Origin of the sequence: Pseudomonas sp. TH49 (genome assembly GCF_016650625.1) — a bacterium.
Taxonomy (GTDB): domain Bacteria; phylum Pseudomonadota; class Gammaproteobacteria; order Pseudomonadales; family Pseudomonadaceae; genus Aquipseudomonas; species Aquipseudomonas fluorescens_H.
On the sequence record NZ_JAEKFL010000002.1, the window covers coordinates 1,147,683 to 1,172,759 of the forward strand.

Sequence of the window (25,077 nt, forward strand, 5' to 3'; positions counted from 1 at the left end):
GCGAAAGCGGTATGGCAGACACAAAAATAACCTCTTGACCAAGGAGAACGATCGTTCTACTGTTCACCACATGAACGAAATCACTGACACCTCGACCCGCGACATCATTCTGGATGTCACCGAAAAGCTGATCTACAAAAGTGGCATCGCCGCCACCGGCATGGATCTTCTGGTGAAAACCGCCGGCGTCTCCAGAAAAAGCATCTACCGCTACTTCGCCAACAAGGAGGAGTTGACCGTCGCGGCCCTGCAACGCCGCGATGTGCGCTGGATGCACTGGTACCGCAGCGCGGTTGATCAGGCCGAGACCCCGGCCGACCGCCTGCTCAACCTGTTTACAGTGCTCAAAAGCTGGTTCGCCTCGGAAGGCTTTCGCGGCTGCGCCTTCATCAATACCAGTGGCGAAACCGGCGATCCCGAAGACCCGGTGCGCCAGGTCGCCAAAGACCACAAACAGAAACTGCTCGACTACCTGTGCGAGCTGTGTACCGAACATGGCGTCGAAGATCCGCAACGTCTGGCCAGACAATTGCTGATCCTGATTGACGGCGCCATTACCGTAGCGCTGGTGATGGGTGATCACAGTGCCGCTGATAATGCGCAATGCATGGCGCGTAAGTTATTGGACCTGTAACGCCTTAAATAAGCCTGAGCGTTGTTTAATCGTTAATTAGATCGGGAGACTGAAAATGTCGACTGCTGCCCAAGTGCGTCCGCCTTTACCGCCGTTCAACCGTGAATCGGCTATCGAAAAAGTACGTCTGGCCGAAGATGGCTGGAACTCCCGCGATCCCGAGAAGGTGTCGCTGGCCTATACCGTCGACACAAAATGGCGCAACCGCGCCGAGTTCGCCAACAACCGCGAAGAAGCCAAGGCCTTCCTGACCCGTAAATGGGCCAAGGAGCTGGACTACCGTCTGATCAAGGAACTCTGGGCCTACTCCGACACCCGCATTGCCGTGCGCTACGCCTATGAATGGCACGACGATTCGGGCAACTGGTTTCGCTCCTACGGCAATGAAAACTGGGAGTTCGATGAGCACGGGCTGATGTTTCAACGCTATGCCTGCATCAACGACATGCCGATCAAGGAAAGCGAGCGCAAGTTCCACTGGCCGCTGGGTCGGCGTCCGGATGATCATCCGGGGCTCTCCGATCTCGGTCTCTAAGTTCACATAGTTCCAATTGTAGGAGTGAGCCTGCTCGCGATAGCGGTGTGTCAGTCAGCCTGAATATTGACTGTTCATACGCAATCGCGAGCAGGCTCACTCCTACAGGTTTTTGTGGTGTTCAGGCTACTGCGACAGTCCTTTCGGCTTCCAGCTCGCGCACCAGCGGCAGCACACGCTTGCCGAAATACTCCACCTCTTCCTGAAAGTGCAGAAACCCCGCCAGCACCAGATCCACCCCCACCGCTTTCAACGCCACGATCCGCTCGGCAATCTGCTGTGGCGTGCCGATCAGGTTGGTCTTGAAGCCATCGTTGTACTGCACCAGATCCTCGAACGTCGATTTCGCCCAGTTGCCCTCACCTTCTGGCGACGCCCTGCCCGCCTGTTTCGCGGCGTCACCGAAAGCGTTGACCGCTTCCGGGTCGGCCTGATCGATGATCTGCGCCAGTACCGCGCGCGCCTCTTCTTCAGTGTCGCGGGCGATGACGAAAGCGTTGACGCCGATCTTCACCGAATGATTGTTTGCCGCCGCTTTGGCCCGAATGTCATCGACCTGAGCCTTGATCCCCTCGACGCTGTTGCCGTTGGTGAAATACCAATCCGAAACTCGCGCCGCCATGTCTCGTGCGGCACGGGAGCTGCCGCCCTGAAAGATTTCCGGATGCCCGAGCGGTTTCGGTTTGAGGGTGTAATGGTCGAAGCGGTAGAAGTCACCGCGAAAGCTGAAGTCGTCCTGACTCCAGATCCCGCGCAACGAACGGATGAATTCCTCCGAGCGCCGATAGCGCTCGTCGTGTTCCAGCCAGTGTTCGCCGATGGCCTGGAACTCGCCCTTGAACCAGCCGCTGACGATGTTCACCGCGATCCGGCCGTTGGTGAGTTGATCGATGGTCGCCAACTGCTTGGCCGCCAGTGCCGGTTGCCAGGGCCCCGGCAGAATCGCCGCGATCACCTTGAGCTTGCTGGTGGCAGCCAGCAGTGCGTGACTGAACGCCACTGATTCATGCTGGAATTCGGCACCGTACCCGGCGGTGAAACGGATCTGCGTCAGGGCATACTCGAACCCCGCCGCCTCGGCGAGTTGCGCCAGTTTGCGGTTGTAGTCGATGCCCCAGTCGGTGCGCTGCTCGATCTTGCTGACCACCAGACCGCCACTGACGTTTGGCACCCAGTAGGCGAATTTAACGGCTTGCTTGCTCATTGGCGTGTCCTCGGGACGTTGGGAAGGTCAGTGGGACAGAGCAGCAAGCGTGCCATCGCTCAGAGGCCCGGTTTTATTGGGTTTGAAGCCGATGGAGTTGCATTCTTGGAGGGTAATTTGTTGTCGAGGTGTTGGGTGTGCAACAGTTGAATAGGCGATGTCTGAGCTGGCCCCTTCGCGAGCAAGCCCGCTCCCACAGGGTGAACGCATTCCAGAGTGTGGGAGCGGGCTTGCTCGCGAAGGCGTCCGACGGGTCGCCGCAAAAGCCGGATACAGGTAACATGTCAGCCCTTCCCCGCAGCCCCTCTGCGCCCTGCCGAATAAGCCGACTCCATGCCTTTCGAACTCAGCGTTGACCTCACCACCCTGGCCATCCTCGCCCTCGTCGCTTTCATTGCCGGTTTCATCGACGCCATTGCCGGCGGCGGCGGTCTGTTGACCACTCCGGCGCTGCTCACCGCCGGCCTGCCGCCGCATCTGGTGCTGGGCACCAACAAACTGAGTTCGACGTTCGGCTCGGCCACCGCCAGTTTCACTTTCTACCGACGCAAACTGTTCCACCCTCGGCAGTGGATGCACGCGATCGTCGGCACCCTGGTCGGCGCACTCACCGGGGCTATCGTCGCGCACTACCTGCCGGCGGAATGGCTGAACAAGATGCTGCCGGTGATCGTCTTCGCCTGTGGCCTGTATCTGTTGTTCGGCGGCACGCCCAAAGCGCCGCTGGACAGTGACGCGCCGATCAAGAAGAAATGGCAATCGACCCAAGGCTTCAGCCTCGGTTTCTACGACGGCGTGGCCGGCCCCGGCACGGGTGCGTTCTGGACGGTCAGCAGCCTGCTGCTCTACCCGATCGATCTGGTCAAGGCCAGCGGGGTGGCGCGCAGCATGAACTTCGTCAGCAACATTGCGGCGCTGTCGGTGTTCGTGTTTTCCGGGCAAGTGGACTGGATCATCGGCCTGAGCATGGGCCTGTCGGTGATGGTCGGCGCGTTCTTCGGGGCGCGCACCGCGATCAGCGGTGGCGCCAAGTTCATTCGCCCGGTGTTCATCACCGTGGTGCTGGGCTTGACCGTGCGGCTAGCCTGGCAACACTGGTTCAGCGTGGCCTAAGCGGCGCGCCACGTAGACGTCGATCAGGTACCGGGCAATCGATTTTGACGCCGGCAACGGCGGCAAATCGTGCACGTTGAACCACTGGGCGTCTTCGATCTCGTCTTCCTGGCAGATGATTTCGCCACCGGCATATTCGGCATGGAAGCCGAGCATCATCGAATGCGGGAACGGCCAGCACTGGCTGCCCATGTACTGGATGTTCTTCACCTCGATACTGACTTCCTCGCGCACTTCGCGAATCAGGCAGTCCTCCGCCGACTCGCCCGGCTCGGCGAACCCGGCCAGCGTGCTGTAGACCCCGCTAACGAAACGCGGTGAGCGCGCCAGCAGGATCTCGTCGCCACGGGTGACCAGCACGATCATGCTCGGCGAAATGCGCGGATAACTGCGCAGGTCGCACGGCTGGCAATACATCGCCCGCTCGCCCGGCACCTGTGTCATCGCCTGTCCGCAGTTGCCGCAAAACCGATGCTCGCGGGCCCAGGTACCGATCTGCGCGGCATAGCCCAGCACTTTATAGACGGTGTGATCACCTTCGAGCATGAACGCCCGCAGGCCTTTCCAGTTGCAGCCCGGCACCTCGCTGGAACGGTGCAATTCCAGCAGATACACCGGCTCGCCATCGAGATGGCCGATGCCGTGTTCGGCGAGGATCGACAAGTCCTGGCGCTTGAGCCATTCCCGCGGGAACAGCGCGCCGTTGTCATCGAACAGAAAGCCTTCGGGGCTGCGCGCCACGGCCCAGCGGCCGGGTTGATCGGTGTCCAGTACTGCAGTGGTCCAGCGAGCTGTCATGGTTTCTCAATCCAGAAATTCGGGTTTCTGTTTACTCATATGGGCGGCCATGGCCACGCGCAAGTCGGTGGATTGCAGCATGGCGGCGTTCCAGGTGGCAACGTATTCGAGACCGTCATCGATGCGATGGTCGCGCATGTAGCTGATCATTTCCTTGGTACCGGTCACGGCGATCGGCGATTTGCTGGCGATGTCACGGGCAATGTCCATCACGCCTTCGAGCAGCAGCTCCTTGTCGCCATACACGCGATTGACCAGGCCGATGCTGCGCGCTTCTTCAGCGCCGAAGGTGCGGCCGGTGTAAGCCAGTTCACGCAGCATGCCGTCCCCGATGATCCGTGGCAACCGTTGCAAAGTGCCAACATCGGCAGCCATGCCGATATCGATTTCCTTGATCGAGAACTGCGCGTCTTCGGCGGCGTAACGCATGTCACAGGCGGCGATCAGGTCGATGGCGCCACCGAGGCAATAACCTTGAATTGCCGCGAGCACCGGTTTGCGGCAGTTGTCGACAGCGTTGAACGAGGCTTGCAGGGTGAGGATCTTGCGCCGCAGCAGGCGTGCGTTACGGCCGACGTCCTTGCCCAGTTCATTGGCGACGCCGGCGAGCATCATCAGGTCGATGCCCGAGGAAAAGTGTTTGCCGTTGCCGCTCAGTACCACCACCCGCACTTCGTCGGTGTCATCGATCCACTGAAAAATCTCGACGATCTCGCTCCAGAACGCAGCGTTCATCGAGTTGATCTTTTCCGGACGATTGATCTGCACATGAGCAATGTTGTCGGCCAGTTCGACGCTGAAGGCGGTGTATTGAGTCATGGCAGTGATCCTTTACCGGGCAAAAAATGAAGCCCGAACTATAACAAGGCATCACGATGGCGGTTCGGCCAAATGCGGGACTGACTCGGGAGATGCAGTGTCAGGGCTGGCCTCTTCGCGAGCAGGCTCGCTCCCACATTGATATTCAGTGAACTCAGTTTCTGCATTCACCACCGATCCTTGTGGGAGCGAGCCTGCTCGCGAAGGGCTGCACCGCCGATCTAACCGCCCTTCACCGCCACATACGCCGCCGTCTCATAAGGCACCGTCAGCACATGCCGCCCACGCAACGCCGGCTCCGAGGCGATCAACGCGCGGATCTGCTCATCGACCTTGTCCCGCTGCGCCTGCGGCAGTGCCGCGATGAAGCTGGTGGAGCGTACCCGATTGAAAATCACATCCTCCGGCGAGCCGGTGTGACTATGGTGAAACTTCTGCAACAGCAGCGGTCCGAACGCCGGATGCGGGAACGCCTGACGCCACTGGCCGGTGTAGTAACGCGGCGTGTCACCCTCAAGCGCGTTGACCAGGGCATCGAGTTTCGGTACCCAGCTCACCTGCGTGTCGCGCAGGTTCCAGATCAGCCCGAGTCTGCCGCCGGGCTTTAACACGCGGGCGATTTCGTTCAAGGCTTCGGGAGTGGCGAACCAGTGAAACGCCTGCGCGCAGACCACCGCATCCACCGACGCGTCGGGCAATGGCAGATCCGTGGCGGTGCCGCTCACCGCCAGCACCTGCGGCCAGGCGGCGGAGAGTTTTTCCAGCATCTGCGCCACCGGTTCCACGGCGATTACCTGCGCGTCGGTCGCCACCAGCCGTCCGGTGAACTTGCCGGTACCGGCACCCAGATCGATGACGGTCTTGTGACTGTCCAGACCCAACGTCTGGGTCAGCCACTGGCTGACCTGCGGCGGGTAATCGGGGCGACCTTTGACGTAGGTGTCGGCGGCAGTCCTGTAGCCGGCAGCAGCGGAATGATGGACCTGATCTTTCATGGCAGTTCCTCGTGTGTCAGCGCTGGGTCATGGCAAAGCGCTGGATGGACGGCAGGCGTTCCTGAGCATAACCGCGCTATTTGCGCGTACCTTGAACAGAGCCTGACAAAGCAATGAATAAATTGCCGTCCTGCGGTGTTCAAAGTGATACATAACCCTCTGTGGAGCCTTGCCCATGACTATCCGTTCCGTTATGTTCGCCGCCCCGTTGCTGCTGGTGGCCGCGTTGTCCGCATCGATGGCGTTTGCCAACGGTGATGAAGACGCTCCCGTGCAGAAGCCCAATTGCCCCAAAGGCCAGGTCTGGGACAGCAAATCGCAGAAATGCGTGATGCAGACCAGCAGCGCCGTGCCGGATGCCGATCGGACCGATTACGCCTACAGATTGGCCAAGGACGGTCGATACGAAGAAGCCCTGGCCCTGCTCGACACCTTGAAACAACCGAACACCGCCAAGGCCCTCAACTATCGCGGTTACGCCACGCGAAAACTGGGGCGTACCGACGAGGGCATCGGCTATTACCTGCAATCGGTGAAACTCGATCCGCAATACGCGCAAGTGCGCGAATACCTCGGCGAAGCCTACGTGATCAAAGGCCGCGTCGATCTGGCGCAGGAACAGTTGCAGCAGATCAAATCGATTTGCGGCACCTCCTGCGAGGAATACCAGGACCTGGCTGAAGCCATCAACGATTCATCGAAAACCTGAAATAGATAAAGGAACGCCATCATCGTCAGCGATCAGGCATTCAGAGCGGAACTCGGACAACATCTGGCGCGACTGTGGCGCTACGGTCTGCTGCTGTCGCGCAATCGGCACGTGGCCGAGGATCTGGTGCAGGCCACGTGCGTGCGGGCGCTGGAGCGTGCCGGGCAATATGTGGTCGGCACGCGCATGGATCGCTGGCTGCTGAGCATCCTGCATTCGATCTGGCTCAACGAAGTGCGCGCCCGCCGGGTGCGTCAGGGCGCCGGTCAGGTCGATGCCGACGGACAACTGGCCTTCGATGGCGAATACGCGGCGCAGACGCACGTGATGGCGGCGCAAGTAATTCGCCGGGTCGATGCGTTGCCGGAAACCCAGCGCGAAACCGTGTATCTGGCTTATGTCGAAGGCCTGTCCTACCGCGAAGTCGCCGAGATCCTGCAAGTGCCGATCGGCACGGTGATGAGCCGTCTGGCCACCGCGCGCCTGAAACTGGCTGAATACCCGCCCCTGCAAGCCGTGCCGAAAACCACCGGAGGTGACCGCCCATGAACAAGCCCTCCGACGAACAACTGGTGGCCTACCTCGATGACGAGTTGGACCCCGCGTATCGCAGCCAGCTCGACAGCGCGATTGCCGACGACCCGTTGCTCAGCCTGCGCGTGCAATGGTTCGAACGCAGCAGCCTGCCGTACAAGGAAGCCTATGACGAACTGGCACAACAGGCCCCGCTGGAACGTTTGCAGGCGCGCCTCGATGCGATTCCCTCTCCCCAACGGCCGGGCCTGAGCCGACGCTGGTTTATCGGTGCGGCCGCCGCGAGCCTGCTGGCTGGCGGCGTATTGGCCGATCGCCTGTTCATCGCCTGGCAATCACAGCAAGCGCATAACTGGCGCGCCTTGGTCGGCGACTATATGGCGCTGTATGTGCCGCAAACCCTCGATCATTTGCCGAGCGACGAAGCCAGCCAACGCGCGCAATTACGCGCTGTGGACGCGCGGCTCGGCCTGAACCTGTCACCGGCGCGGCTGAAGTTGCCGGGCGCCGAACTCAAACGTGCACAAATGCTCGAGTACGACGGCGTACCGATCGCACAACTGACCTATCTGGACGCGAAACATGGGCCGCTGGCCTTGTGCGTGACCCGCACCAATAGCGGCAGTCGGCCACTGGCGCATGAAAGGCGCCATGAAATGAACGTGGTGTACTGGACCGAAGGTGAGCATGCGTGGATGTTGATCGGGCACAACCCGGCGCCGGAGCTGGAAGACTTCGCCAGGCGCTTGATCGAACGGTTGAGCGCATGATTGCCGCGGCTACTATGCTGAGCGCGTGATTATCCAAGGAGGAAGCACCGATGCAGATTTCACCCCGCACTGCCCTGCTGGTCATCGACGTTCAGAACGACTTCACTCCGGGCGGCCAACTGGCCGTCCCTGAAGGCGATCTGATCGTACCGTTGATCAATCGTCTCGGCGCTCTGTTCAAACAGGTGATCATTGCCCAGGACTGGCACCCGACCGGGCACGCGTCGTTTGCCTCGAGTCACCCCGGGCGCAAGCCCTACGATGTGATTCAGTTGCCCTACGGCGAACAGACGCTCTGGCCGGATCATTGCGTGCAGGGCACTGCCGGCGCCGAGTTTCACCCAAAGCTGGATCTGCCTCACGCGCAACTGATCATCCGCAAGGGCTGCAACCCGGACATCGACAGCTATTCGGCGTTTCTCGAGGCGGACCGGCGCACCACCACCGGTCTGGCCGGTTACCTGAAAGAACGCGGGATCGACACGGTGTACATGGTCGGTCTGGCGCTGGATTTCTGCGTGATGTACTCGGCGCTGGATGCGCGGGCGGCGGGGTTCAATGCGTTTGTGGTGCTGGATGCCTGTCGCGCCATTGACATGGATGGATCACTGGCGACGGCGATGGAGCGGATGCAAACGGCCGGGGTTGGGTTGATTCAGTCGAACCAACTCATCTGACCAACCTAAAACCCCTGTGGGAGCGGGCTTGCTCGCGAAAGCGGTGTGTCAGATAAATCTATGTCGACTGATGCTCCGCCTTCGCGAGCAAGCCCGCTCCCACAGATTTCGGGTCAAGCCAGGTTCGGCAACCACAACCTGAACCGCGCCCCGCCCAGCGGCGAACTTTCCACCGTCAGCGTCCCGCCCTGCGCCTCCAGCGCCCGGCGGCTGATCGCCAGGCCCAGGCCGAAGCCACCGGTGGCCCGATCACGACTGCGATCGAGGCGATAGAACGGTTCGAAAATCCGTTCCCGCTCGTCATCCGGGATACCAATCCCATCGTCGTCGACCCAGATCCCGCAGCCATCGGGGCTGACCTGCACGCCAATCTGAATGCGTTTTTCGCAATAGCGCATGGCATTGCGCAGCAGGTTCTGGATCGCCCGGGCGGTCAGGCGCGGATCCAGCGAAAAGCGTTCGAGCTGGCCATGCAGCAATACGTCGATGACGATGTCCGGCGATTCCAGCTCTTCATCGACGCTGCCCAGAATGCTGTCGATGAACTCATCAAGCGACACCTCTACCTGTTCCGGTAATTGCGCCGGATTCTGCAGGCGGCTGTAAGACAGCAATTCCAGCACCAGCTCATCCAGTTCGCGTATGTGCGCGACCAGCCCTTGCAGGCGCTCGCGACTGGTCGCCGGCAAATCATCGGACAGCGCCAGGGCCAGACCGAAATCCAGCCGGGTCAGTGGCGTGCGCAATTCGTGGGACACCGCGTTGAGCAGGTCGCGCTGCTGATTGAGCAGGTCCTCGATGTCGCCGGCCATGGTGTCGAACACGTTGGCCAGGCTGCCGATGTTGGAGCTGGGCGGGATCTGCGTGCGCTCGCTCAAGTGGCCCTTGCCGAAGCGTTCGGCGGCGCCCTTGAGCCGTTCCAGATCGCGCCAGTGCGGACGAATCCACAGCAGCAGGCAGGCGAGCATGCTCGCGCCGATCAGCACGTTGATGCTCCAGTACAACAGATTGACGTCCAGCGGATCCGGCGGCACCACCATTTGCACGGCGACGTCATCGTTCAGCGGCGTAACCGCCAAGGTGCGCCATCCCCAATCGCCAAGGCGCACCACGTTTTCCCCAGCGCGCAGACGTGCCTGCTCGGGGGCGGTGAAATCGGCGTCGTCGATGCGCGCCAGGGCGATGTGCAACGGCAGGAAGTCCTTGTCCATCGACTGCGCCAGCGCTGGCCACTGGTCTTGCGGCACTGCGTGAAACTGCCGAGTGATCAGCGATTGCAGGCCGCGCGAATAGTCGAGGTTGTAGGTGATGAAGCGCTCGCGGAACGCCATGATCACCAGATCCGGCACCAGATAAATGGCCGCGCTGTAGGAGACGATCGTCACCAGATACAGGCGGAACAGGATTCTGAACATCAGCTCAGCATTCCCATTCGGAACGGCTGAACAGGTAACCCTTGCCCCACACGGTCTTGATCTTGCGCGCCTCGCCGGCGTGATCGTCGAACTTGCGCCGCAACTTGGAAATCGCCACGTCCACCGAACGGTCGGTGCCGTTGAACTCAATGCCGCGCAGGCGTTGCAGGATCTGGTCGCGACTCAAGACCTCACCGGCATGGCGGGCCAGTACCACCAGCAAATTGTATTCGCCGCTGGACAGCTCAACCGGCTGCTCGCGCCAGGTCACGGTGCGCTCGGACAGGTCGATGCACAGATTGCCCATGACGATCCGGTCATTGACCGTCATCGGTTCACCAAGGCTGCTGCGCCGCAGCAAAGTACGCACCCGGGCCAGCAGAACCCGTGGTTCGCAGGGCTTGGTGACGTAGTCGTCAGCCCCCATTTCCAGGCCCAGCACCTGATCGTGACTGTCGTCGCGGGCGGTCAGCATCAGAATCGGCAGGGTTGCCGAATCGGCGCGCAGCAAGCGGCAGACCTGCAGGCCGTCGAGACCCGGCAGCATCAGGTCGAGAATCACCAGATCCGGCGGATTGATCCGTGCCCGTTCGCGCACGTGGTCGCCACGGCCGATCACGCTGACGGAATAACCGTTGCGCTCCAGGTAGCTGGAAATCAGTTCGGCGAGGGCGGTGTCGTCTTCGACCAGGAGGATGTTGGGCATGGGGTGTTCCAAGGAAAGTGCAGTGGCGACTGTTCGGGCCTCATCGCGAGCAGGCTCGCTCCTACAAGGTTCGTGTCTGGCACAGTTCCAATGTAGGAGTGAGCCTGCTCGCGATGGCGGTTTATCTGTCGCAATAAATTTCAAGACATAAAGGATATACGTCCTCACCCGTCCCTGAGTAAAACCCTTACACAATTTCACACAGCGCCTACAAAGCTTCACCGCTACCCTCGGCGTCTGGCCTTAGGATGCGGGCTTCAATATTGGGGGTAGTACATGTCGAAAAATCTGCTGGCCGGGCTCGGCCTCATCGCCGTTGCGCTGTTGCTGGGCGCCTGTGATTCGTCTTCGAAGGCTGAAGAGGAAGCGCCGCCGGCCACCGTGCGGATCGAGACCATCGAGGCCCGCCCCCTGTCGATCAGCAGCGAACTGAGCGGGCGCATCGCTGCGCCACGGATCGCCGAAGTGCGCGCCCGGGTGGCCGGTGTGGTGCTGCAACGCACCTTTCGCGAAGGCAGCGACGTGAAAAAGGGCGACGTGCTGTTCCGCATCGACCCGGCACCGTTCAAGGCTGACCTGGACAGCGCTGAAGCCGCGCTGCGCAAGGCCGAAGCCAATGCGTTCCAGGCGAAGTTGCAGGAGCAGCGCTACGCGCAGTTGATCGACGACAAGGCCATCAGCGCGCAGGATTACGACAACGCCCGCGCCAATGCCCGGCAAACCGCCGCCGACGTGGCGGCCAACAAAGCCGCCGTGGAACGCGCGAAGCTGAACCTCGGCTACGCCACCGTCACCGCGCCGATTTCCGGACGTGTCGGCCGTGCGCTGGTCACCGAAGGTGCGCTGGTCGGGCAGAACGAAACCACGCCACTGGCGCTGATTCAACAGCTCAACCCGATCTACGCCGACCTTACCCAGTCGACCCGTGAACTGAATGAACTGCGTCGCGCGTTCCGTTCCGGGCAGTTGCAGGAAGTCGGTCAGGATCAGGTCAAGGCCACGCTGATCCAGGATGACGGCAGCCTCTATCCGTTACCGGGCAAACTGCTGTTCAGCGACATCAGCGTCGATCCGGGCACCGGCCAGATCATTCTGCGCAGCGAATTCCCCAACCCTGACCTCGACCTGCTGCCGGGCAGCTTCATCCGCGTTCGCCTGCAACAAGCGACGGTGCAGAACGGCATCACCGTGCCGCAGCGTGCGGTGCAGCGTGACAGCGCGGGTATCGCCCAGGTGCTGACCGTCGACGAGCAGATGCGCGTCGCCCAGCAGCCGGTGCAACTGGGCGCGGTGCAGAACGACCGCTGGATCGTCACCGGCGGCCTCAAGCCCGGCGACCGCATTGTCATCGAAGGCCTGCAACACGCCCGTCCCGGCGAAAAGGTGCAGATCGACGACACCCCTCTTCCACTTGCCCAGACCTCTGGTCAGTAAGCAGGACGTTTTCATATGCCGCAGTTTTTTATCGATCGCCCGGTGTTCGCCTGGGTCGTCGCCCTGTTCATCCTGTTGGCCGGTGCGCTGTCCATCCCGCAATTGCCGGTGGCGCAATACCCCGACGTCGCGCCGCCGCAGATCGAAATCTACGCCGTGTACCCCGGCGCATCGGCGCAGACCGTCGATGAAAGCGTGGTCAGCCTGATCGAGGAAGAGCTCAACAGCGCCGATCACCTGCTGTACTTCGAATCGCAAAGCAGCCTCGGCAGCGCGACGATCAAGGCCACCTTCCAGCCCGGCACCAACCCGGAACTGGCCCAGGTCGATGTACAGAACCGGCTCAAAGTGGTCGAGTCGCGCCTGCCGCAAGCGGTGAACCAGCAAGGCTTGCAGGTGGAGAAAGTCTCTGCCGGCTTCCTGTTGCTGATCACCCTGACGTCCAGTGACGGCAAACTCGATGATGTGGCGCTCAGTGATTATCTGGCGCGCAACGTGATGAACGAGATCAAACGCATCGACGGCGTCGGCAAAGCGCAGTTGTATGGCGCCGAACGGGCGATGCGGATCTGGATCGACCCGCAGAAGCTGATCGGTTTCAATCTGACCCCGGCCGACGTCAACGCCGCCATCGTCGCGCAAAACGCCCAGGTCTCGGCGGGCAGCATTGGTGACTTGCCCAATCCGTCCTCGCAGGAAATCACCGCGACGATTCTGGTCAAGGGGCAGTTGTCGACGCCGGAAGAGTTCGCCGACATCGTGCTCAAGGCCAATCCGGACGGCTCCACCGTGCGGATCGGTGATGTGGCGCGGGTCGAGATTGGCAGCCAGGAATACCAGTTCGGCACTCGTCTGAATGGCAAGCCGTCCACCGCTGTCGGCGTGCAGCTGGCGCCGGGAGCCAATGCCCTCGCTACCGCGACATTGATCCGGGCGAAGATGGACGAGCTGTCGCGCTACTTCCCGGCGGGCGTGGAATACAAGATTCCGTATGACACCTCGCCGTTCGTCAAAGTCTCGATCACCAAAGTCGTCTACACCCTCGGCGAAGCAATGCTGCTGGTGTTTGCGGTGATGTTTCTGTTCCTGCAGAACATCCGCTACACGCTGATCCCGACGCTGGTGGTGCCGGTGGCCCTGATGGGCACTTTCGCCACCATGCTGGCGCTGGGTTTCTCGATCAACGTGCTGACCATGTTCGGCATGGTGCTGGCGATCGGCATTCTGGTGGACGACGCGATCGTTGTGGTGGAGAACGTCGAGCGGATCATGGCCAGTGAAGGCTTGTCGCCGAAAGAGGCGACGCGCAAGGCGATGAAGCAAATCACCGGCGCCATCATCGGCATCACTCTGGTGCTGGTGGCAGTGTTCATTCCGATGGCATTCATGCAGGGTTCGGTGGGCGTGATTTACCGGCAGTTCTCGCTGTCGATGGCGACCTCGATCCTGTTCTCGGCATTCCTGGCCCTGACCTTGACCCCGGCACTGTGCGCCACGCTGCTCAAGCCGATTGCCAAGGGCGAGCATCATGAGAAGTCGGGATTCTTCGGCTGGTTCAACCGCCGCTTCGAGCAACTGACCGATCGCTATCAAGGCTGGGTCGGCTACGCGCTGAAGCGCAGCGGGCGTTATCTGCTGATCTACGGCGTGCTGCTGATCGGCATGGGCGTGTGCTTTGCGCGCCTGCCCTCCTCGTTCCTGCCGGTTGAGGATCAGGGTTACACCATCACTGACATTCAACTGCCGCCGGGCGCGAGCAAGAACCGTACGGTGCAGGTGGTGGAGCAGATCGAAGCGCACAACGCCAGTGAACCGGGTGTGGGCGACAGCACGGTGATTCTCGGTTTCAGCTTCTCCGGCAGCGGGCAGAACGCGGCATTGGCGTTCACCACCCTCAAGGACTGGTCTGAACGCGGCCATGATGATTCCGCCACCTCGATTGCCGATCGCGCCAACATCGCCCTGAGCCAGATCAAGGACGCCGTTGCCTTTGCGGTGTTGCCGCCGCCGGTGGATGGCCTCGGCACGTCGAGCGGCTTCGAATTCCGTCTGCAGGATCGCGGCGGTCTCGGCCACGCGACATTGATGCAGGCGCGCAGCGAACTGCTCGCCGCCGCGGAAAAAAGCCCGGTGCTGATGAACGTTCGCGAAAGCGCGCTGGCCGAAGCACCGCAGGTGCAACTGGAGGTGGACCGCAAGCAGGCCAACGCGCTGGGCGTGTCGTTCGCCGACATCGGCAACGCGCTGTCCACTGCCATCGGCTCTTCGTACGTCAACGACTTTCCCAACCAGGGCCGGATGCAACGGGTGGTGGTGCAGGCCGAAGGCGATCAGCGCAGTCAGGTCGATGATCTGCTGAAAATGCACGTGCGCAACAACGCCGGGCACATGGTGCCGCTGTCGGCGTTCGTCCAGGCGAAATGGACCCAAGGCCCGGCGCAGTTGACCCGCTATAACGGCTACCCGGCGATTGCGATTTCCGGCGAGCCATCGCCCGGACACAGCACCGGCGAGGCCATGGCGGAGATTGAACGGCTGGTCGCCCAAGGGCCGAAAGGTCTGGGTCAGGAATGGACAGGGCTGTCGTTGCAGGAACGTTTGTCCGGCAGTCAGGCGCCGATCCTGCTCGGTCTGTCGCTGCTGATCGTGTTCCTGTGTCTGGCGGCGCTGTACGAGAGTTGGTCGATTCCGACCTCGGTCCTGCTGGTGGTGCCGCTGGGCGTGCTCGGCGCAGTGCTGGCGGTGACCTTGCGCGGGATGCCCAACGACGTGTTCTTCAAGGTCGGGCTGATTACCATCATCGGTCTTTCGGCAAAGAACGCGATCCTGATCATCGAGTTCGCCAAGAGTCTGTATGACGAAGGCCATGACCTGATCGATGCGACGTTGCAGGCAGCGCGCCTGCGTCTGCGGCCGATCATCATGACCTCGCTGGCATTCATCCTTGGCGTAGTGCCGCTGGCCATCGCCACCGGCGCCAGCTCGGCAAGCCAGCAGGCCATTGGCACCGGGGTTATCGGCGGGATGATTACGGCGACATTGGCCGTGATCTTCGTCCCGTTGTTCTTCGTGGTGGTCATGAAGCTCGTACAACGCTTTACCAAACACCACTGATCCCTGTGGGAGCGGGCTTGCTCGCGAAAGGCGTCGTGTCAGTCAATATTCATCTGGCTGACACACCGCTTTCGCGAGCAAGCCCGCTCCCACAAGGTCATTTGAACAGTCAAGTCAGTGGTCATCCCGGACGTCGCTGGGCTAAGGTGTAAAGACATCCTGGCCCATCGAGTCTCCATGCGCTTCCTCGCCCGCACCCACCCTCGCCTGTCAGCCGCCGCTCTGGTTGGCCTTGCCACCGGTCTTCTGGTGCCTGCCGACTCCGTCGTCAGCAAAATCCTCATCGGCTGGAACGCCGGCGTCTGGACCTACCTGATCCTGATGTTCTGGCTGACCGTTCGCGCCAAAGCGCCAGACGTCAAACGCATCGCCGTCGTCGAGGACGAAAACGCCGGACTGGTGCTGTTCGTGGTGTGTATCGCGGCGTTGGCCAGCCTGGCCGCCATCACCCTGGAGCTGGCCGGCACCAAGGATCTGGATACCCATCACAAACTTCTGCATTACGCGTTCACCGCAGTCACCGTGGTAGGTTCGTGGCTGCTGATCGGTGTCATTTTCTGCGTGCACTACGCCCGTCTGTTTTACACCTGGGATGGCAAGGAACCGGCTCTGCGTTTCGCTGAAGGTCTGACCACGCCCAATTATTGGGACTTCCTGTATTTCTCCTTCACCATCGGCGTCGCCGTGCAAACCGCCGATGTCGGCGTCGGCACCCGAGACATGCGCAAAATCGTGCTGGCGCAATCGTTGATCGGATTTGTCTTCAACACCGCTATTCTGGGCTTTTCGATCAATATTGCTGCGGGCCTGTTTGGCTGACGATGGCGCGGATATTTCAATAACGCTGAGCGCCGCCCGTCGGCGCCAAGTCGAAGTACCACGCGCATTCACTTGACGGAGTGTCGGCTTCTGGTGTTTCCTGAAACCGGTTTCAGCGCCATCAAGGCGCCTGAAACGGATAAATCCAATAACAAGGTTTCAGACCGTGAATGACTTTTCCGCCGCCCAGCGCAGTCGCGTGACGATGCTCGATGTCGCTGAACACGCCGGCGTCTCCAAGGCCAGTGTCTCGCGCTTTATCGGCGATGACCGTGCGCTGCTCTCTGATGCCACTGCCCTGCGCATCGAACAAGCCATCGCCGAACTGGGCTACCGCCCGAACCAGATGGCCCGTGGCCTGAAACGCGGGCGCACGCGCCTGATCGGCATGCTGGTGGCCGATATCCGCAACCCCTATTCGATTGCCGTCATGCACGGGGTGGAAACCGCCTGCCGTGCGCATGGCTACAGCCTGGTGGTATGCAACACCGACCGCGATGACGAGCAGGAGCGCCAACACCTGGCGCTGTTGCGTTCGTACAACATCGAAGGGCTGATCGTGAACACCCTCGGCCATCACCGTGACGAACTGCACGAACTGCACCGGGAAATGCCGCTGGTGCTGGTGGACCGCAAGGTCGAAGGACTCGACAGCGACATGCTCGGACTGAACAACCCGCAGGCTGTCGAGATGGCGCTGACGCACCTCGAACAGCGCGGCTACCGCGATGTGTTGCTGGTGACCGAACCTTATGACGGCACCAGTTCGCGGATCGAGCGGGTCAGCAGTTTTCAGACACAGATCGCCCAGCGCTCCGGGTTGACCGGGGCGGTGCTGGAAACCGGCGACGCACTCGCTACGCATCTGCAAGACTTCTTGAACACCACGGCTACCGGCCCCAAAGCACTGTTCTGCGCCAACGGCGTGGCGGCGCTGGCCTGCACCCTGGCCTTGTGCGAAGTCGGTTGCCGCTTGTTCGAAGATGTCGGGCTGATTGCCCTGGACGATCTGGATTGGTATCCGCTGGTAGGCAGCGGGATTACTGCCCTCGCCCAGCCAACGGCCGAGATTGGCGCGCGGGCGTTTGAGTTTTTGCTCAAGCGTTTGCGGGGGGATGTTGAGCCCACCCGCAGATTGGATTTTGCGCCGGTGTTGGTTGAGCGCGGTTCTACCCAGGGATCTTTGCGGTGACTGTTATGGCGCCATCGCGAGCAGGCTCACTCCTACATTTGGAATGCGCTCCCCCTGTAGGAGTGAGCCTGCTCGCGATGGCGCCCGCACGCCCGACAAAGATCCATCAGATTTTTTTGAACAAAAATGAAACCGGTTTCAGAGGTAGATAACAATGAATAAACCCGCCGTTTCCATCAGCCTGTCCAGCTACGGCGCCGAACTTGTGCGCCAACGCGGGCAGGACTTCTTCATCGACGTGCTGGCCGCGGCCGGCGCCGATCGCATCGAGTGGCGCGAAGAGCTGCTGACCCGCGAAGTGCCCGCGCAACTGAATGCCGCTACCCAGGCGCAGGGCCTGCAAAGCATCTATTCCTCGCCGACCGAGCTGTGGCTCGCCGGTCAGGCGCGGCCCAATCCCGAGCTGATCAACGCCCTGCAACATGCAGAGGCATTCGGCTCGAAATGGCTGAAAGTCTCGCTCGGTTACTTCACCGACAACTGTGATTTGCAGGTGCTGAAACAGCTGCTCGGCGCCAGCCCGGTGCAACTGCTGGTGGAAAACGACCAGACTTTGCAGGGCGGCCGCATCGAACCGTTCCAGCGTTTTTTCGCGGCGGTCGAGCAGCACAACTTGCCGATCAAGATGACTTTCGATATCGGCAACTGGCAGTGGCAGGATCAATCCGCCACCAACGCCGCACGCCTGCTCGGGCGCCATGTCGGCTACGTGCACTGCAAAGCCGTAGCCCGCCGCGCCGACGGCAAACTGGTGGCGGTGCCACCGGCCGTCAGCGATCTGCATTTGTGGGAACAACTGTTAAGGCACATGGCCCAAGGCGTTATGCGTGCCGCCGAATACCCGTTGCAGGGCGATGACCTGGTGGCGTTGACCACCGAACATGTCGCCGCCCTTGCCCGCCTTGGCCAATCGCGCCTGGAGCCTGCCCATGTCTGACATCGATATTCTGTCGTTTGGCGAAACCATGGCGATGCTGGTCGCCGAACAAACCGGTGATCTGGCCGAAGTCGAACACTTTCACCGGCGCATTGCCGGCGCCGACAGCAACGTGGCGATTGGTCTGTCGCGTCTGGGTTTCAACGTAGCCTGGCTGAGCCGCGTTGGCGCCGATTCGCTCGGGCGCTTTGTGCTGGAAACGTTGGCCAGCGAAGGTCTGGATTGCAGTCATGTCGCGGTCGACAGCGCACATCCGACCGGTTTCCAGTTCAAGTCGCGCACCGACGATGGCAGCGACCCGCAGGTCGAGTATTACCGTCGCGGTTCGGCGGCCAGTCATCTGTCTGTGCAGTCGATCAGCGAAACCCTGCTCAGCGCGCGTCATCTGCACGCCACCGGGATTCCACCGGCGCTGTCGGCCACTGCTCGGGAGATGTCTTTCGAGCTGATGACACGCATGCGCCATGCCGGGCGCAGCGTGTCGTTCGACCCCAATCTGCGCCCAAGCCTTTGGGCGTCCGAGCAAGAGATGATCCGCGAGATCAACCGCCTCGCCGCCCTTGCCCATTGGGTGTTGCCGGGGTTGAGTGAAGGTCGGCTGCTGACCGGGTTCGAAGACCCGGCGGACATTGCGGCGTTTTATCTCGATCAGGGCGCTGAAGCCGTAGCGATCAAGCTCGGGCCGCAAGGTGCCTATTACCGCACGCAACTGGATCAGGGGTTTGTCGCCGGGGTGCCGGTGGCCAACGTCGTCGATACCGTGGGTGCGGGTGATGGTTTTGCGGTGGGCATGATCAGTGCCCTGCTTGAGCATCAGAGTTTTGCCGAGGCCGTGCAACGCGCGAACTGGATTGGCAGTCGGGCGGTGCAGAGTCGCGGGGATATGGAGGGGTTGCCGACCCGGTCTGAACTCATCGTTGAATTCGAAACCGCTTTCGCGAGCAGGCTCGCTCCCACATTTGAAATGCATTCCCCTGTGGGAGCGAGCTTGCTCGCGAAGAGGCCCGCTTGATCACCGCAAAAATTTGAACCTGCTGCGACAAAAACAACAAGCTCAGGAGCAACACCATGAAAACTGCAACCCTCGCCGCCCGCCGCTGGTGGTACATCATGCCCATCGTGTTCATCACCTACAGCCTGGCGTATCTGGATCGCGCCAACTACGGCTTTGCCGCCGCGTCCGGCATGGCCGCCGACCTGATGATCACCCCGGGCCTGTCTTCATTGCTCGGCGCGTTGTTCTTCCTCGGCTACTTTTTCTTCCAGGTGCCGGGGGCGATCTACGCGCAGAAGCACAGTGTGAAGAAGCTGATCTTCTTCAGCCTGATCTTCTGGGGCGGCCTCGCCACCCTGACGGGTGTGGTGTCAAACGCCTATTGGCTGATCGTGATCCGTTTCATGCTCGGCGTGGTCGAAGCAGCAGTGATGCCGGCGATGCTGGTCTACCTGTGCCACTGGTTCACTCGTGCCGAACGCTCGCGGGCCAACACCTTCCTGATCCTTGGCAATCCGGTGACCATGTTGTGGATGTCGGTGGTTTCCGGCTATCTGGTGCAACACTTCAGTTGGCGCTGGATGTTCATCATCGAAGGCTTGCCGGCGGTGATCTGGGCGTTTATCTGGTGGAAACTGGCCGATGATCGTCCGGCTCAGGCCAAGTGGCTGAGCGACCAGGAAAAGCACGATCTGGAAAGCGCCCTCGCCGCCGAACAGGTCGGGATCAAAGCGGTGAAGAACTACGCCGAAGCGTTCCGCTCGCCGAAGGTGATCATTCTGGCGCTGCAGTTTTTCTGCTGGAGCATCGGCGTCTACGGCTTCGTGCTGTGGCTGCCGTCGATCCTCAAGGCTGGCGCGCAGATGGACATGATCGAGGCCGGCTGGTTGTCGGCGCTGCCGTATCTGGCGGCGGTGATCGGCATGCTCGCGGTGTCGTGGGGTTCGGACAAACTGCAAAAACGCAAACGCTTCGTCTGGCCGCCGCTGCTGATCGCCTCCATTGCGTTCTACGGCTCTTATGCTTTGGGCGCCGAGCATTTCTGGTGGTCGTACACGCTGCTGGTAATCGCCGGTGCTTGCATGTACGCGCCGTATGGGCCGTTTTTCGCCATCGTTCCGGAGATCCTGCCGGCCAACGTCGCCGGCGGTGCCATGGCGCTGATCAACAGCATGGGCGCGCTCGGCTCGTTCGGCGGCTCGTATCTGGTCGGTTACCTGAACAGCTCCACCGGTTCGCCCGGTGCCTCGTATCTGCTGATGAGCGGCGCGCTGCTGCTGTCTGTGGTGCTGACGATTTTTCTCAAGCCTGGCGCCAGTGACCGCGTCGTGGCCAAAGCCGTTGTCACGCGTCCCGTGCCGGCGCATTCCTGAAGAGATTTTTGTTCATGAAAAAACATGTCGTGCTGTACAAAAAACTGTCGCCCGCGCTGATGTCGCGTCTGCAGCAACAGTGTGAAGTGACGCTGATCGAAAGCCTCGACGCCGACGGCCTGATGAAACTGCGGGACGCCCTGCCCGGCGCCCACGGTTTGCTTGGCGCCAGCCTGAAACTCGACGCCGCGCTGCTCGACCTGGCGCCGCAACTGCAGGCGATTGCCAGCGTTTCGGTGGGCGTCGACAACTACGACATCGATTACCTGACCCGGCGCAAGATCCTCCTCAGCAACACCCCGGACGTGCTCACCGAAACCACCGCCGACACCGGTTTCGCGCTGATCCTCGCCACCGCCCGGCGCGTAGTCGAGCTGGCGAATATGGTGCGCAGCGGCCAGTGGCATCGCAACATCGGCCCGGCGCATTTCGGTACTGATGTGCACGGCAAGACCCTGGGCATCATCGGCATGGGGCGCATCGGCGAGGCGCTGGCGCAGCGTGGGCATTTCGGTTTTGGCATGCCGGTGCTTTATCACAGTCAGTCGCGCAAACCGGCGGTCGAGTCGCGTTTTGCGGCGCAGTACCGCAGTCTGGAAGCGCTGCTGCAAGAGGCGGATTTCATCTGCCTGACCCTGCCGCTGACCGCGCAAACCGAAGGCCTGATCGGCGCCGAGCAGTTTGCGCTAATGCGCCCGGAAAGCATCTTCATCAATATCTCTCGCGGCAAAGTGGTGGATGAGGCAGCGCTGATCGATGCATTGCGCCATCAGCGGATTCGCGCGGCGGGGCTGGATGTGTTCGAGCGTGAACCGCTGAATCATGATTCGCCGTTGTTGCAGCTGAACAATGTGGTGGCGACGCCGCACATGGGTTCGGCGACGCATGAGACGCGCGAGGCGATGGCGCGGTGTGCGGTGGACAATCTGCTTGCTGCTTTGGCTGGGGAGAAGCCTGTAAATCTGGTGAATCCGGCGGCCTGGCAGGACTGAAAAATGTGCTGAATGGCAGATTGCATTCGCGAGCAAGCCCGCTCCCACAGGGTTCGGTGTGTACGGATAACATCATGTACACACCCATCCACTGTGGGAGCGGGCTTGCTCGCGAAGAGGCCAGTTCAGGCAACACAACACAACACTGTCATGCACTACGCGCCTGCAACAGCTGCACCGCACACAACGCAATCCGCGCGCAGGCATCGGCCAGTTTTACCCGGTCCAGCACCAGCCCGATGCGGATATGCCCCGCCGCACTCGGCCCGAACGCCTCGCCGGCCAACACCGACACCCCGTACCCTTCCAGCAACCGCTCGGCAAATGCCTGCGCGCCAAAACCGGTCTGGCGCACATCGACCATCACGAACATCCCGCCATCCGGGCGGATCGGTTGCAACCCCGGGCAACCACGCAAGCGCTCGCATACCAGATCGCGGCGCAATCGATACTCGTCGCGCATCTGCGTCACCTCCGGCAGATCGCTTGCCAACGCGACCTCCGCGGCTTTCTGCACAAAATCCGGCAGACCGAAGAGCATGCTCAATGACAGGTTCACCAGATGCTCCGCCAGCACCTTCGGGCCGATCGACCAGCCAATGCGCCAACCGGTCATGGCATGGGATTTCGACAGACTGTTGATGGTTGCGGTGCGCTCGGCCATGCCCGGCAGGCTCGCCGGGCTGATGTGCTCGCCTTCGTAGAGCAGATCGCTGTAGACCTCGTCGCTGATCAGCCACAGATCGTGACGCACGCACAGCGCCGCCAGCTCTTGCCAGATCAGCAAGGAAAGGCTTGCGCCGGAAGGATTGTTGGGGCTGTTGAGCAACAGGGCACGGGTTTTCGGCGTGATTCGTGCCGCGACATCGGCGGGATCGACTCTAAAGCCGTTTTCCGGTCGTACAGGCACCGGCACCACCGTCGCACCGCAGGCGCCGAACACACCTTCATAAGTCACGTACATCGGCTCGGCGACGATCACCTCGTCCCCCGGGTCCAGCAGACACTGAGCCACCGAATACACCGCGCATTGCGCGCCGGGCAGCACGATCACGTGCTCGGCATCCACCACCTGACCGCTGCGCCGCTGGTGGCGCGCGGCAATCAGCTTGCGCAGCGCCAAGCGGCCACGCACTTCGGAATAATGCGTATCGCCCGCCAGCAGGCTATCGATGGCGCCGTGGATGATCGGCAGCGGCGTATCGAAATCCGGATCGCCCACGCTCAGCAGCAGGATATCGACGCCCTCGGCGCGCAACTCCAGCGCTCGGTCATGAATCTGCCAGGCCGCTGCTCCCTCCCCGGCGATTCGTTGGGTCAAGGCTGAATAGCGCATGCACGTCTCCTGATTGCGCGGTCTCCAGCCTTCACCCTATCTCAAATCACAAAACGCGCCACCATGGCATTCAAATCCACCGCCAGACGCGACAGCTCATGAGTGGCGGCGCTGGTCTGGTTGGCCCCGGCGGCCGATTGCGTGGCCAGATCACGGATGTTGACCAGGTTGCGGTCGACCTCACGCGAGACCTGCGCCTGTTCTTCAGAGGCACTGGCGATGACCAGGTTGCGTTCGTTGATCTGGTGGATCGACTGGGTGATCTGTTCCAGCGCCACACCGGCAGCGCGGGCCATTTCCAGGGTGGTCTGGGTGCGCTGGTTGCTTTGCTGCATCGACGAAACCGCTTCGCCGGTGCCGTTCTGGATGCCGGCGACCATTTTTTCGATTTCCTGGGTCGATTGTGCGGTGCGATGGGCCAGGGCGCGCACCTCGTCCGCCACCACGGCGAAACCGCGTCCGGCCTCACCGGCACGCGCCGCTTCGATCGCGGCGTTGAGGGCCAGCAGGTTGGTCTGTTCGGCAATGGCGCGGATCACGTCCAGCACTTTGCCGATGTCACGGCCCTGCGCGGCGAGGCCTTCGATCATTTGCGCGGTGCTCTGCACGTCATGGGTCATGGTCTGGATCGCGTCGACGGTTTTCACCACTTGGTCACGACCTTCGCGGGCGGCCTGAGTCGACTGGTTCGAGGCTTCGGACGTCGACACCGCGTTGCGTGCCACCTCTTCCACGGCGGCGGTCATTTCGTTGACGGCGGTGGCGGCCTGTTCGATTTCGTTGTTCTGCTGTTGCAGGCCACGGGAGGCTTCTTCGGTGACCGCGCTCAGCTCTTCGGCCGCGGCGCCGAGTTGGGTGGCGGAACCGGCGATCTGTTCGATGGTTTTACGCAGGTTGGTCTGCATCGTGGCCAGGGCCTGCAGCAACTGTGTGGCTTCGTCCTTGCCATCGACTTCGATGGTTTTGCTCAGGTTGCCGCTGGCGATGGTTTGTGCGGCTGCCACTGCGCGATTGAGCGGTGTGACGATGCTGCGAGTCAGCAGCAAGGCCAGCAATACCGTAGCGAGCGCAGCGACGACAGCAACGATAACGATGCCGGTCACGGCACTGTCGTAGTGCTCGCCGGCCTGACCGGAGGCGGTTTTCGCGTCAGCGGAGTTGATTGCGATCAGTTTGTTGAGTTGCTCGCCCATCTGATCGGTGCCGTCCTTGATGCGCGTGTTGATCAGAGTGCGCATTTCCTCGATCTTGTCCTGACGCGACAGCTCCATCATCTGGTTTTGCGCTTGCAGGTAGTTGTCCAGTGTCACGGCGAAGGCCTTGTACTGCGCCAATTCTTCACCACCGGCAGGCAGTGCGGCGTAGCTGGCCTGGGCGCTGCGCACTTTGTCCACCAGTTCGTTGATACGGCCCTGAGCATCCTGCAACGCTGCCGGCTCACGATTGATCAGCACACGGAACGAGAGAATCCGCAGACGCAGAACGTTTTCAGTCACTTTGCCAAGGTAGGCAACGCTGGGCAGTTGATTGGTCTCCATGTCGATGGAAGCCTGGCGGATGGTCGACATGCGATTGACGGCGAACACACCAAGGACAATCACCAGCAAGGCGATAAAGGCAAAACCGAGGAAGGCACGGGGCGCGATATTCAGGTTACGCAAGGACATGGTTGGACTCTCGGATAGAGGTAGCTGCGAGCGTCCTTGCCGTCATCACTGACCCCTGGGGCGGGTTCAGTCCGGCGTCACCATTCGAGGGAATCTGTGTGCGCCTGATCTCTGTATCGGCTGGGCTTTAGGAAGATTTCGTGTAAAGCGAAAATATTTTTCAAGGTGTTTCACCACTGAAACACCGTTGAAGCTTGCCCTACTTCTGTGGCGAGGGAGCTTGCTCCCGCTGGGCTGCGAAGCGGCCCTATAACCTGCCACCACGTATCATCAGTTTCTCCGCATCAGGCGGGTTGACGACTGCTGCGCA

Annotated in this window: 23 protein-coding genes and 1 pseudogene; 15 read left to right on the forward strand and 9 right to left on the reverse strand. The window is 61.3% G+C overall.

The genetic code is table 11. The annotated features are described in order from the left end of the window. The first annotated feature begins 70 nt into the window (after positions 1 to 70). Both JFU48_RS22655 and JFU48_RS22660 read left to right on the forward strand, forming a co-directional pair. On the forward strand, positions 71 to 634 hold the full coding sequence (locus JFU48_RS22655) for a TetR/AcrR family transcriptional regulator (RefSeq protein ID WP_096796073.1): 564 nt from the start codon (positions 71 to 73) through the stop codon (positions 632 to 634). A 55-nt stretch (positions 635 to 689) separates the two neighbouring features. Continuing rightward, positions 690 to 1,169, forward strand: a complete 480-nt coding sequence (locus JFU48_RS22660; RefSeq protein ID WP_103483367.1) for a nuclear transport factor 2 family protein — start codon at positions 690 to 692, stop codon at positions 1,167 to 1,169. A 121-nt stretch (positions 1,170 to 1,290) separates the two neighbouring features. Here JFU48_RS22660 and sfnG read toward each other — a convergent pair whose 3' ends face one another. Further along, positions 1,291 to 2,373, reverse strand: a complete 1,083-nt coding sequence (sfnG, locus tag JFU48_RS22665) for a dimethylsulfone monooxygenase SfnG (RefSeq protein ID WP_201137731.1) — start codon at positions 2,371 to 2,373, stop codon at positions 1,291 to 1,293. A 333-nt stretch (positions 2,374 to 2,706) separates the two neighbouring features. Between sfnG and JFU48_RS22670 the strand changes: the two genes are divergently transcribed. Beyond that, positions 2,707 to 3,486 carry a TSUP family transporter gene (locus JFU48_RS22670; RefSeq protein WP_003224680.1) on the forward strand — a complete coding sequence of 260 codons (780 nt, stop codon included), beginning with the start codon at positions 2,707 to 2,709 and terminating at the stop codon, positions 3,484 to 3,486. Here the strand turns inward: JFU48_RS22670 and nudC are convergent. The 3 genes from nudC to JFU48_RS22685 form a co-directional block, all read right to left on the reverse strand. Beyond that, positions 3,454 to 4,284, reverse strand: coding sequence for an NAD(+) diphosphatase (nudC, locus tag JFU48_RS22675; RefSeq protein ID WP_201137732.1), 831 nt, complete (start codon positions 4,282 to 4,284; stop codon positions 3,454 to 3,456). The two genes, JFU48_RS22670 and nudC, sit on opposite strands and share 33 nt — an antisense overlap. 6 nt (positions 4,285 to 4,290) lie before the next feature. Then, the gene (locus JFU48_RS22680) at positions 4,291 to 5,103 is read right to left on the reverse strand and encodes a crotonase/enoyl-CoA hydratase family protein (RefSeq protein WP_003224676.1); all 813 of its coding nucleotides are present in this window, start codon (positions 5,101 to 5,103) and stop codon (positions 4,291 to 4,293) included. Positions 5,104 to 5,324: 221 nt separating this feature from the next. Then, positions 5,325 to 6,098, reverse strand: a complete 774-nt coding sequence (locus tag JFU48_RS22685) for a class I SAM-dependent methyltransferase (RefSeq protein ID WP_003224674.1) — start codon at positions 6,096 to 6,098, stop codon at positions 5,325 to 5,327. Positions 6,099 to 6,273: 175 nt separating this feature from the next. On the opposite strand from JFU48_RS22685, the gene JFU48_RS22690 reads away from it, so the two are divergent. From JFU48_RS22690 to pncA, 4 genes are all read left to right on the forward strand, one after another. Next, complete coding sequence (locus tag JFU48_RS22690) at positions 6,274 to 6,807, forward strand: tetratricopeptide repeat protein (protein ID WP_103483362.1); 534 nt, start codon at positions 6,274 to 6,276, stop codon at positions 6,805 to 6,807. A 90-nt stretch (positions 6,808 to 6,897) separates the two neighbouring features. Further along, positions 6,898 to 7,356 carry a sigma-70 family RNA polymerase sigma factor gene (locus tag JFU48_RS22695; RefSeq protein ID WP_242486740.1) on the forward strand — a complete coding sequence of 153 codons (459 nt, stop codon included), beginning with the start codon at positions 6,898 to 6,900 and terminating at the stop codon, positions 7,354 to 7,356. Continuing rightward, positions 7,353 to 8,111 (forward strand): anti-sigma factor family protein, encoded by a 759-nt coding sequence (locus JFU48_RS22700; protein WP_201137733.1) that lies wholly within the window; start codon positions 7,353 to 7,355, stop codon positions 8,109 to 8,111. Before JFU48_RS22695 ends, JFU48_RS22700 begins: the two co-directional genes overlap by 4 nt. A 50-nt stretch (positions 8,112 to 8,161) precedes the next feature. Continuing rightward, positions 8,162 to 8,788, forward strand: a complete 627-nt coding sequence (gene pncA / locus JFU48_RS22705) for a bifunctional nicotinamidase/pyrazinamidase (RefSeq protein ID WP_201137734.1) — start codon at positions 8,162 to 8,164, stop codon at positions 8,786 to 8,788. Between the two features lie 113 nt (positions 8,789 to 8,901). Here the strand turns inward: pncA and JFU48_RS22710 are convergent, their stop codons facing one another. Then, the gene (locus tag JFU48_RS22710; RefSeq protein ID WP_201137735.1) at positions 8,902 to 10,203 is read right to left on the reverse strand and encodes an ATP-binding protein; all 1,302 of its coding nucleotides are present in this window, start codon (positions 10,201 to 10,203) and stop codon (positions 8,902 to 8,904) included. Positions 10,204 to 10,207: 4 nt separating this feature from the next. Beyond that, positions 10,208 to 10,909: a response regulator transcription factor gene (locus JFU48_RS22715; protein WP_003224662.1), complete on the reverse strand. Its 702-nt coding sequence runs from the start codon at positions 10,907 to 10,909 to the stop codon at positions 10,208 to 10,210. Positions 10,910 to 11,185: 276 nt separating this feature from the next. Here JFU48_RS22715 and JFU48_RS22720 point away from each other — a divergent pair, with 276 nt between their 5' ends. From JFU48_RS22720 to JFU48_RS22755, 8 genes are all read left to right on the forward strand, one after another. After that, positions 11,186 to 12,343 (forward strand): efflux RND transporter periplasmic adaptor subunit, encoded by a 1,158-nt coding sequence (locus JFU48_RS22720; RefSeq protein ID WP_003224660.1) that lies wholly within the window; start codon positions 11,186 to 11,188, stop codon positions 12,341 to 12,343. Positions 12,344 to 12,358: 15 nt separating this feature from the next. Beyond that, the gene (locus tag JFU48_RS22725; protein WP_201137736.1) at positions 12,359 to 15,457 is read left to right on the forward strand and encodes an efflux RND transporter permease subunit; all 3,099 of its coding nucleotides are present in this window, start codon (positions 12,359 to 12,361) and stop codon (positions 15,455 to 15,457) included. A 177-nt stretch (positions 15,458 to 15,634) separates the two neighbouring features. Then, positions 15,635 to 16,276 (forward strand): DUF1345 domain-containing protein, encoded by a 642-nt coding sequence (locus JFU48_RS22730; protein WP_003224657.1) that lies wholly within the window; start codon positions 15,635 to 15,637, stop codon positions 16,274 to 16,276. 166 nt (positions 16,277 to 16,442) lie between these two features. Beyond that, positions 16,443 to 17,468, forward strand: coding sequence for a LacI family DNA-binding transcriptional regulator (locus tag JFU48_RS22735; protein WP_342216044.1), 1,026 nt, complete (start codon positions 16,443 to 16,445; stop codon positions 17,466 to 17,468). Between the two features lie 154 nt (positions 17,469 to 17,622). Beyond that, on the forward strand, positions 17,623 to 18,405 hold the full coding sequence (locus JFU48_RS22740; RefSeq protein WP_201137737.1) for a sugar phosphate isomerase/epimerase family protein: 783 nt from the start codon (positions 17,623 to 17,625) through the stop codon (positions 18,403 to 18,405). Further along, complete coding sequence (locus JFU48_RS22745) at positions 18,398 to 19,417, forward strand: sugar kinase (RefSeq protein ID WP_201137738.1); 1,020 nt, start codon at positions 18,398 to 18,400, stop codon at positions 19,415 to 19,417. Before JFU48_RS22740 ends, JFU48_RS22745 begins: the two co-directional genes overlap by 8 nt. A gap of 56 nt (positions 19,418 to 19,473) precedes the next feature. Then, entirely contained in the window at positions 19,474 to 20,772 is a 1,299-nt protein-coding gene (locus JFU48_RS22750; RefSeq protein ID WP_003224653.1) for an MFS transporter, read from the forward strand. A 14-nt stretch (positions 20,773 to 20,786) separates the two neighbouring features. Continuing rightward, entirely contained in the window at positions 20,787 to 21,764 is a 978-nt protein-coding gene (locus tag JFU48_RS22755) for a 2-hydroxyacid dehydrogenase (protein WP_201137739.1), read from the forward strand. A gap of 148 nt (positions 21,765 to 21,912) precedes the next feature. Here JFU48_RS22755 and JFU48_RS22760 read toward each other — a convergent pair whose 3' ends face one another. The 3 genes and pseudogenes from JFU48_RS22760 to JFU48_RS30635 form a co-directional block, all read right to left on the reverse strand. Next, the gene (locus JFU48_RS22760) at positions 21,913 to 23,100 is read right to left on the reverse strand and encodes a pyridoxal phosphate-dependent aminotransferase (RefSeq protein WP_201137740.1); all 1,188 of its coding nucleotides are present in this window, start codon (positions 23,098 to 23,100) and stop codon (positions 21,913 to 21,915) included. Between the two features lie 41 nt (positions 23,101 to 23,141). Then, complete coding sequence (locus JFU48_RS30630) at positions 23,142 to 24,005, reverse strand: methyl-accepting chemotaxis protein (RefSeq protein ID WP_400496809.1); 864 nt, start codon at positions 24,003 to 24,005, stop codon at positions 23,142 to 23,144. Continuing rightward, positions 24,000 to 24,767, reverse strand: a pseudogene (locus tag JFU48_RS30635) (MCP four helix bundle domain-containing protein); the annotation flags it as partial. The pseudogene JFU48_RS30635 and the gene JFU48_RS30630, both read right to left, overlap by 6 nt. Positions 24,768 to 25,077: the final 310 nt, after the last annotated feature.

Excerpts from the sequence above, each read along its gene's own strand:
- JFU48_RS22655 (WP_096796073.1), top strand. The coding sequence starts at position 71 with ATGAACGAAATCACTGACACCTCGACCCGCGACATCATTCTGGATGTC.
- JFU48_RS22660 (WP_103483367.1), top strand. The coding sequence starts at position 690 with ATGTCGACTGCTGCCCAAGTGCGTCCGCCTTTACCGCCGTTCAACCGT.
- sfnG (WP_201137731.1), bottom strand. The coding sequence starts at position 2,373 with ATGAGCAAGCAAGCCGTTAAATTCGCCTACTGGGTGCCAAACGTCAGT.
- JFU48_RS22670 (WP_003224680.1), top strand. The coding sequence starts at position 2,707 with ATGCCTTTCGAACTCAGCGTTGACCTCACCACCCTGGCCATCCTCGCC.
- nudC (WP_201137732.1), bottom strand. The coding sequence starts at position 4,284 with ATGACAGCTCGCTGGACCACTGCAGTACTGGACACCGATCAACCCGGC.
- JFU48_RS22680 (WP_003224676.1), bottom strand. The coding sequence starts at position 5,103 with ATGACTCAATACACCGCCTTCAGCGTCGAACTGGCCGACAACATTGCT.
- JFU48_RS22685 (WP_003224674.1), bottom strand. The coding sequence starts at position 6,098 with ATGAAAGATCAGGTCCATCATTCCGCTGCTGCCGGCTACAGGACTGCC.
- JFU48_RS22690 (WP_103483362.1), top strand. The coding sequence starts at position 6,274 with ATGACTATCCGTTCCGTTATGTTCGCCGCCCCGTTGCTGCTGGTGGCC.
- JFU48_RS22700 (WP_201137733.1), top strand. The coding sequence starts at position 7,353 with ATGAACAAGCCCTCCGACGAACAACTGGTGGCCTACCTCGATGACGAG.
- pncA (WP_201137734.1), top strand. The coding sequence starts at position 8,162 with ATGCAGATTTCACCCCGCACTGCCCTGCTGGTCATCGACGTTCAGAAC.
- JFU48_RS22710 (WP_201137735.1), bottom strand. The coding sequence starts at position 10,203 with ATGTTCAGAATCCTGTTCCGCCTGTATCTGGTGACGATCGTCTCCTAC.
- JFU48_RS22715 (WP_003224662.1), bottom strand. The coding sequence starts at position 10,909 with ATGCCCAACATCCTCCTGGTCGAAGACGACACCGCCCTCGCCGAACTG.
- JFU48_RS22720 (WP_003224660.1), top strand. The coding sequence starts at position 11,186 with ATGTCGAAAAATCTGCTGGCCGGGCTCGGCCTCATCGCCGTTGCGCTG.
- JFU48_RS22725 (WP_201137736.1), top strand. The coding sequence starts at position 12,359 with ATGCCGCAGTTTTTTATCGATCGCCCGGTGTTCGCCTGGGTCGTCGCC.
- JFU48_RS22730 (WP_003224657.1), top strand. The coding sequence starts at position 15,635 with ATGCGCTTCCTCGCCCGCACCCACCCTCGCCTGTCAGCCGCCGCTCTG.
- JFU48_RS22740 (WP_201137737.1), top strand. The coding sequence starts at position 17,623 with ATGAATAAACCCGCCGTTTCCATCAGCCTGTCCAGCTACGGCGCCGAA.
- JFU48_RS22745 (WP_201137738.1), top strand. The coding sequence starts at position 18,398 with ATGTCTGACATCGATATTCTGTCGTTTGGCGAAACCATGGCGATGCTG.
- JFU48_RS22750 (WP_003224653.1), top strand. The coding sequence starts at position 19,474 with ATGAAAACTGCAACCCTCGCCGCCCGCCGCTGGTGGTACATCATGCCC.
- JFU48_RS22755 (WP_201137739.1), top strand. The coding sequence starts at position 20,787 with ATGAAAAAACATGTCGTGCTGTACAAAAAACTGTCGCCCGCGCTGATG.
- JFU48_RS22760 (WP_201137740.1), bottom strand. The coding sequence starts at position 23,100 with ATGCGCTATTCAGCCTTGACCCAACGAATCGCCGGGGAGGGAGCAGCG.
- JFU48_RS30630 (WP_400496809.1), bottom strand. The coding sequence starts at position 24,005 with ATGCAGACCAACCTGCGTAAAACCATCGAACAGATCGCCGGTTCCGCC.